At 71.3% G+C, this 7,495-nt stretch carries 6 protein-coding genes and 1 pseudogene; 4 read left to right on the plus strand and 3 right to left on the minus strand.

Annotated elements, in window-relative coordinates:
* Positions 1-172: Rv3235 family protein (locus AE652_RS49565; protein WP_369808344.1), on the plus strand; the 172-nt coding region annotated here is incomplete at its 5' end.
* Positions 173-294: 122 nt separating this feature from the next.
* Here the strand turns inward: AE652_RS49565 and secA are convergent.
* Positions 295-3,057 carry a preprotein translocase subunit SecA gene (gene secA / locus AE652_RS30405; protein ID WP_049657305.1) on the minus strand — a complete coding sequence of 921 codons (2,763 nt, stop codon included), beginning with the start codon at positions 3,055-3,057 and terminating at the stop codon, positions 295-297.
* A 255-nt stretch (positions 3,058-3,312) separates the two neighbouring features.
* On the opposite strand from secA, the gene AE652_RS30410 reads away from it, so the two are divergent.
* Positions 3,313-3,870 (plus strand): GNAT family N-acetyltransferase, encoded by a 558-nt coding sequence (locus AE652_RS30410; protein ID WP_049657307.1) that lies wholly within the window; start codon positions 3,313-3,315, stop codon positions 3,868-3,870.
* Positions 3,871-3,926: 56 nt separating this feature from the next.
* Positions 3,927-5,135, plus strand: a complete 1,209-nt coding sequence (locus AE652_RS30415; RefSeq protein ID WP_082346072.1) for a winged helix-turn-helix domain-containing protein — start codon at positions 3,927-3,929, stop codon at positions 5,133-5,135.
* A gap of 12 nt (positions 5,136-5,147) precedes the next feature.
* Here AE652_RS30415 and AE652_RS30420 read toward each other — a convergent pair whose 3' ends face one another.
* Together AE652_RS30420 and hpf are read right to left on the minus strand one after the other, a co-directional pair.
* A complete protein-coding gene (locus AE652_RS30420; RefSeq protein ID WP_082346073.1) occupies positions 5,148-5,900 on the minus strand; it encodes a response regulator transcription factor in 753 nt (250 codons plus the stop codon).
* Positions 5,901-6,170: 270 nt separating this feature from the next.
* Complete coding sequence (gene hpf / locus AE652_RS30425) at positions 6,171-6,866, minus strand: ribosome hibernation-promoting factor, HPF/YfiA family (protein ID WP_049657308.1); 696 nt, start codon at positions 6,864-6,866, stop codon at positions 6,171-6,173.
* 368 nt (positions 6,867-7,234) lie between these two features.
* On the opposite strand from hpf, the pseudogene AE652_RS30430 reads away from it, so the two are divergent.
* Positions 7,235-7,495, plus strand: a pseudogene (locus AE652_RS30430) (ComF family protein); the annotation flags it as partial.

Here is a 7,495-nt window from a genome sequence, read left to right on the forward strand (position 1 = left end):
CCCCGCCGACCGGCCCCGGCTCGGCCCGGTGCACGACCGCTCGCCCTCACCCGACGCGGTCGAGGCCTGCGTGCGGGTCGACCTCGGCCGGCGCCACCACATGGTGGCCTTCCGGCTGGAGCAGCGCGGCCCGGCCGGGCAGTGGCAGTGCACCGCCGTGGAGGCCCGGTGAGCGCCCCGCCGCACACCCGCCGGTACGGACCACACGCCCGGCGGTACGGAACGGCGCAGGGCGCCGTCCCGGTCCGGGAACGGCGCCCTGCGTGGCGTCCTGGCTGGTGGCCGGCGGCCGGCTCAGCCCTTGCGGCGGCGGCCCTTGGCCGACTTGGCGGCCTTGCGGCGCTCGGCGCGGGTCATCCCGTCGCCCTCGTCCTCCGGCGCGAGGTCGTCGAAGTCGCCCTCGATGACACCGCCGCCGACCTCGTCCGAGGGGGCCGTGTAGTGCAGCCGCTGCGGCTTCGGGGCCTCCAGGCCCTTGGCCTTGATCTCCGGGCGGGCGGCGTCCTTCTCCAGCTTGTCGAGCGCCACCTGGGCGTCCTCGACCGGGACCTCCTCGACCTGCTGCTCGACCTGGACCTCCAGGTTGAACAGGTAGCCGACGGACTCCTCCTTGATGCCCTCCATCATCGCGGTGAACATGTCGAAGCCCTCGCGCTGGTACTCGACCAGCGGGTCGCGCTGCGCCATGGCCCGCAGGCCGATGCCCTCCTGGAGGTAGTCCATCTCGTAGAGGTGCTCGCGCCAGCGGCGGTCCAGCACCGACAGCACGACCCGGCGCTCCAGCTCGCGCATGATCTCCGCGCCCAGCTGGTCCTCGCGGGCGCCGTACTGGCCCTGGATGTCCTCCTGGACGGACTTGATCAGGAACTCGGGGGTCAGCCCGGCCGGACCGCCGGCCTCCTCCTCCAGCTCCTCCAGGTCCAGGGTGACCGGGTAGAGCTGCTTGAGCGCGGTCCAGAGCTTGTCCAGGTCCCAGTCGTCCTCGAAGCCCTCGCCGGTGGCCGCGCGGACGTACGCCTCGACGGTGTCGTCCATGAAGTGGCCGACCTGCTCCTGGAGGTCCTCGCCCTCCAGCACCCGGCGGCGCTCGCCGTAGATGACCTCGCGCTGGCGGTTGAGCACCTCGTCGTACTTGAGGACGTTCTTGCGGATCTCGAAGTTCTGCTGCTCGACCTGGGTCTGCGCGGAGGCGATGGCGCGGGTGACCATCTTGGACTCGATCGGCACGTCCTCGGGGACATTGGCCATCGAGAGCACGCGCTCGACCATGCCGGCCTTGAACAGGCGCATCAGGTCGTCGCCCAGCGACAGGTAGAAGCGGGACTCGCCCGGGTCGCCCTGACGGCCGGAGCGGCCGCGCAGCTGGTTGTCGATCCGGCGGGACTCGTGCCGCTCGGTGCCGAGGACGTAGAGGCCGCCGGCCTCCTTGACCTCGTCCTGCTCGGCCTTCACCGAGGCCTTGGCCTTCTCCAGCGCGGCCGGGAAGGCGGCCTCGTACTCCTCCGGGGTGTCCGTCGGGGTGAGCCCGCGCTGCGCCAGCTCGGCCGCCGCGAGGTGGTCGGAGTTGCCGCCCAGCATGATGTCGGTGCCGCGGCCGGCCATGTTGGTGGCGACGGTGACGGCGCCCTTGCGGCCGGCCTGCGCGACGATCTGCGCCTCGCGCTCGTGGTGCTTGGCGTTCAGCACCTCGTGCGGGATGCCGCGCTTGCGCAGCTCCTGCGACAGGTACTCGGACTTCTCGACCGACACGGTGCCGACCAGCACCGGCTGGCCCTTCTCGTGCTTCTCGGCGATGTCCTCGACCACGGCGGCGAACTTGGCCGGCTCCGACTTGTAGATCAGGTCGGGCTGGTCGATGCGCAGCGGCGTCTTGTTGGTCGGGATCGGCACCACGCCGAGCTTGTAGATCTGGTGGAACTCGGCGGCCTCGGTGGTGCCGGTACCGGTCATGCCCGCGAGCTTGTCGTACAGGCGGAAGAAGTTCTGCAGGGTGATGGTGGCCAGGGTCTGGTTCTCGTTCTGGACCTCCACCCCCTCCTTGGCCTCGATCGCCTGGTGCATGCCCTCGTTGTAGCGGCGGCCGGCCAGGATGCGGCCCGTGTGCTCGTCGACGATCATGACCTCGCCGTTCATCACGACGTAGTCCTTGTCCCGCTTGTACAGCTCCTTCGCCTTGATGGCGTTGTTCAGGAAGCCGACCAGCGGGGTGTTCACCGACTCGTAGAGGTTGTCGATGCCCAGGTAGTCCTCGACCCGGCTGACGCCCTCCTCCAGGATGCCGACCGTGCGCTTCTTCTCGTCGACCTCGTAGTCCCGGTCGATCTTCAGGCGCAGCACCAGCTTGGAGAAGTCGGCGTACCACTTGGTCGCCTGGTCGGCCGGGCCGGAGATGATCAGCGGGGTACGAGCCTCGTCGATCAGGATCGAGTCGACCTCGTCGACGACCGCGAAGTAGTGGCCGCGCTGGACGAGTTCGTCCTGCGACCAGGCCATGTTGTCGCGCAGGTAGTCGAAGCCGAACTCGTTGTTCGTGCCGTACGTGATGTCCATCCCGTACTGGCGCTTGCGCTCGGCGGGCGTCATGTTGGCCAGGATCACGCCGACTTCGAGGCCGAGGAAGCGGTGCACCCGGCCCATCCACTCCGAGTCGCGCTCGGCGAGGTAGTCGTTGACGGTGATCAGGTGGACGCCCTTGCCCGTCAGCGCGTTCAGGTACGCGGGCAGCGTGCCGACGAGGGTCTTGCCCTCACCGGTGCGCATCTCGGCGACGTACCCGTGGTGCAGCGCGGCGCCGCCCATGAGCTGGACGTCGTAGTGCCGCTGGCCGAGCACGCGCTTGGCGGCCTCACGGACGGTGGCGAACGCCTCGGGGAGGATGTCGTCCAGGGTCTCGCCGTCCGCGAGCCGCTGCTTGTACTCGTCGGTCAGTGCGCGCAGCTCGGCGTCGGTGAGGTTGACGAAGTCCTCTTCGATGGAGTTGACCTGGGCGGCAATCCGCTGCAGCTTGCGAAGGATCTTGCCCTCGCCGGCGCGCAGGATCTTGTCGAAGACGGACACGATGAGCGGGCTCCTTGCCTGTATTGGCACTGGACGACTGCACGGCGGGTCCACCCCACCGCACGGGCCATCGTATGCGAGGAGTCCAACCCCCCGGGAGGTGCGTCAGCACGGTATTCCCGTGTCACCCTGGCGAGCACATGGCCCGATAGCACCGTCCACCGGGACAAAACGGTCGGCGGGTCGTGGAGTTGGACGCCAAGGCGGGCGAATAATCGGATGCCCGCCTTCCTCCCCTGGCGGAATAATCCGTTCATGGACGAACTTCGCGCCGAACTTCCCGCCCTCACCACCGACCGACTGGTCCTGCGCCCCCCGCAGGAGTCGGACATCGACGCGGTCTACGCCGCCTGCCAGGATCCGGAGATCCAGCGCTGGACGGTCGTCCCGTCGCCCTACCGCCGCGAGGACGCCGAGTTCTTCGTACGCGATCTCGCCATCGAGGGCCGGCGCACCGGGGCGAACCTGATCTGGTGCGTGTTCGAGCGCGAGTCCGGCACCCTGGTCGGCTCCCAGGGGCTCGTCCTGCGCCCCCAGGACCCGGGCTGCGCCGAGATCGGATGGTGGGCCGTGAAGGAGTTCCGCGGCCGCGGCTACACCACCGAGGCCGCGCGCGCCGTCTCCCACTACGGCCTGCGCGAGCTGGGCCTGCGCCGCCTGGAGTGGCTGGCCTACGTCGGCAACGACGGCTCCCGCGCGGTCGCCGAGAAGGCCGGCTACCGCTTCGAGGGCACCCTGCGCTCGTACGCCGAGCAGCGCGGCGCCTTCCACGACTCCTGGATCGCCTCCCTGTTGCCCTCCGACCTGGCCTGAGCCCTCCGCCCCGACCCGGGCCCGCGCTGTCGGTGCCCCGGACTACGCTCCCCGGCATGACCGCCGCTGCCGCCCGCCCCGCCCCCGCCGCCGTCCTCAGCGCGGACGACGCCCGCCGGATCGCCCTGCGCGCCCAGGGCCTGCTGGGCGCGCCGGACCGCCGCGGCGGGGTGCGCGGGGTGCTGCGGCACCTGGGCGCCGTCCAGCTGGACACCATCTCGGTGCTCGCCCGCTCGCACGAGCTGGTGCCGTACGCCCGCCTCGGCGCGGTCGGCCGCCCGGCCGTCGAGGCGGCGTACTGGGGCGGCGGCACGAGCTTCGAGTACTGGTCGCACGCGGCCTGCCTCCTGCCGGTCGAGGAGTGGCCGCTGTTCGCCTTCCGGCGCCGCCGCTACCGCGACCGCGGCCACCTCTGGGGCCACCAGGTCCCGCCCGAGACCTACCGCGCCGTGCTGGACAAGCTGCGGGCCGAGGGGCCGTTGACCTCCACCGAGCTGGGCGGCGCCAAGAAGACCGCCGAGTGGTGGGACTGGTCCGACACCAAGATCGCGGTCGAGCGGGCGCTGGCCTTCGGCGACGTGGTCTGCACCGAGCGCCGGAGCTGGAAGCGGGTCTACGCACTGGCCGAACAGGCCATCCCCGAAGCCCTGTTGGAGCAGGACCGGTCGGACGGGGAGTGCGTGCGCACCCTGGTCGCCCAGGCCGGCGCCGCGCTCGGCGTGGCCACCCGGGCCGACCTGCTGGACTACCACCGGCTGCGCGCCGAGCAGTTGGACCCGGTGCTCGCCGACTGCGGGCTCGTCCCGGTCGAGGTGGCCGGCTGGGGCCCGGACGGCGCCCCGGCCCCGGCCTGGGCCGACCCGGCCGCCCTCGCCACCGCCCCGCGCGGGCGCCACCGCACCACGCTGCTCTCGCCGTTCGACTCGCTGGTCTGGGACCGCGCCCGCACCGAGCGGATCTTCGGCATGACGCACCGGCTGGAGGCCTACACGCCCAAGCACAAGCGGGTGCACGGCTACTTCGCGATGCCGCTGCTGGCCGGCGGCCGGCTGGTCGGCCGGGTCGACCCGGCCCGCGAGGGGCGCACCCTGGTCGCCCGGCAGGTCTCCCTGGACGGTCCGGGGCGGGGCGCCCGGCACGTCGAGGCGCTGGCGACGGCGCTGCGCGAGGCGGCCGACTGGGTCGGCTGCGACGGGGTGCGGGTCGGGACGCTGCACGACGAGCGGCTGCGCCCGACCCTGGAGAAGCTGCTGGCGGACCGCTAAGTCCCGCCCGGCTCACCCTATTTCGAGGATCTTCTCCCGCATCGCGTACACCACCGCCTCCATCCGCGAGTGCAGCTGGAGCTTCTCCAGGATGTTGCGCACGTGGTTCTTCACGGTGTTCTCGCTGATGAACAGCTCCTTGGCGATCTCCCGGTTGTTCATCCCGGTCGCCACCAGCTTGAGCACCTCCAGCTCCCGGTCGGTGAGCCGGGGCGCGGGCACCAGGTCCCGGTCGTCGGAGCGGCGCTGGATCATCGACTTGAACTCGGTGAGCAGCTTGGACGCCATCGAGGGGCTGATCTGCGACTGCCCGTCGGCGACCGCGCGGATCGCGGTGGCGACCTCGTCGGTGGAGATCTCCTTGAGCAGGTAGCCGGTGGCCCCCGCCTTGATCGCCTCGTAGAGGTCGGCCTCCTCGTCGCTTATCGTCAGCATGATGATCTTGGTGCTCGGTGCCACGTCCTTGATCGCCGTGCAGGCCTCGATCCCGCTGCGGCGCGGCATCCGGACGTCCATGAGGATGATGTCGGGCAGCAGGTCGGCGGCCTTCAGCACGGCCTCGGCGCCGTCCCCCGCCTCGCCGACGACCTTGATGTCCGGCTCCTCCGCGAGGACGATCTCCAGCCCCCGACGGAACAGCGCGTGGTCGTCCACCACCAACACGCGGATCGGTTCACCCCGGTGCGGCTCGTACGCGGGCTCATCCTCCGCCCCCAACGGCAGCCCTGGCCCGACCCCGGGCCCCAGCCCGAAGTGATCCCCCATCCGCTCCTCCCCCTTCGCGGGTCGTCGTGCGCCAATCATTCCACGCCCCGGCGCCGCCCCGGTCACGCTCCGATGCCGATTCCCCCGCAACGGGTGACCCGTCCGTCCGGGGCGCGAGACCGCCCTCGACGCACCGCCGTTGGAACCGCACCGCACCCTCGACGCACCGCTGTTCGAACCGTGCCGCCGCTCGAACCCAACCGCCCCCGAACGCCGGTGACCCCGGCGGCCACGGCCGCCGGGGTCACCCCTCCATCGCTGTTCGGACGGTCAGTCCTCGTCGTCGGCCCCGCCGATCGCGCCGCCCGCCCCGCCACCCGGGCCGGCCGCGAGGTCGGTCTGCAGGTGGATGACGCCGTAGTGGTAACCGTGCCGGCGGTAGACCACGCTCGGCAGGCCACTGTCCTTCTCCACGAAGAGGTAGAAGTCGTGGCCGACCAGCTCCATCTCGTAGAGCGCCTGGTCCAGCGCCATGGGGGCGGCCGGGTGCGTCTTCTCCCGGACCACCAGCGGGCCTTCGCCCTCCACTTCCAGGGATCCCATCATGGTCTTGCGGACGGCGCCGTTCGTCTCGCCCTCCGGCGCCGTCGTCTCCGGCAGCGCGGCCAGGGCCGCGGTCGCCTCGGCGACGCTGATCGGGGTGCGGCCGTTCGCGCCGCCCTTGTGCACCCGACGCCGGTCCGCGGACTTGCGCAGCTGCGCGTCGAGCTTCGCGGAAGCCAGGTCGAGCGCCGCGTACGGGTCACCGGCGGCGGCTTCCGCCCGGATCACGGGGCCGCGGCTGCGGAGAGTGATCTCCACCCGGTCGGAGCGGTCGGCCTGCCGCGGGTTGTGTTCCTTGGACACCTCGACGTCGAGGCTGATGGCCTTGGCGTCGAACTTCTGGACCTTCTCCAGCTTCTCGGCCACGTGCTCGCGGAACCTCTTGGGCACCTCGGTCTTGCGGCCCTTGACGACGATGTCCACGCAGAACTCCGATCCCTCGTGCTGACGCCGATCCGGGTGCTACCGGACCGGACTGAGACCCAGCTGGACCAGCCCATCCACTGCCGGCCCCCCGTCCCCGCCGCCAGCGGCGGAAACGACTGGCCCTCACCTCACTTCCTCCCCACCAGGGACGTTTGAAACCCCCTGGGCCTTATCGAACACCTCACACGGGTTTTTCGCCTCCCCAGGCGATAAGGAGGGTATGACCCGATACTGCGGTCGGGCGGTCAAGCTGGTCCACCCTGTCTACCCTCTCGTGGGTGAAGTAAGGGTAAATACCTGGACAACGCCCCCCGTACGGCCGATTCTGTGCTGACTCTCCGTACCTGCCGCCGCCAGGAGCAGCCGTGCCGCCGTTCCCCTCCCCCGCCCGTCCGCCGTCCGCCCAGGGGCCGTTCGGCCACGCACTGGCCGGACTGCTGGACGTCCTGCTGCCCGCCGACTGCGCGGGCTGCGGCAGCGAGCGCACCCAGCTCTGCCCGGCCTGCCGGCACGCCCTGGCCACCGCACGGCCCGCCCCCACCCCGCTGCCCTGGACGCACGCCGCCGCGCCGTACACCGGTCCGGTCCGGCAGCTGCTGCTCGCCCACAAGGAGCGGGGCGCGCTG

This window comes from Kitasatospora sp. MY 5-36, assembly GCF_001182915.1.
GTDB lineage: Bacteria > Actinomycetota > Actinomycetes > Streptomycetales > Streptomycetaceae > Kitasatospora.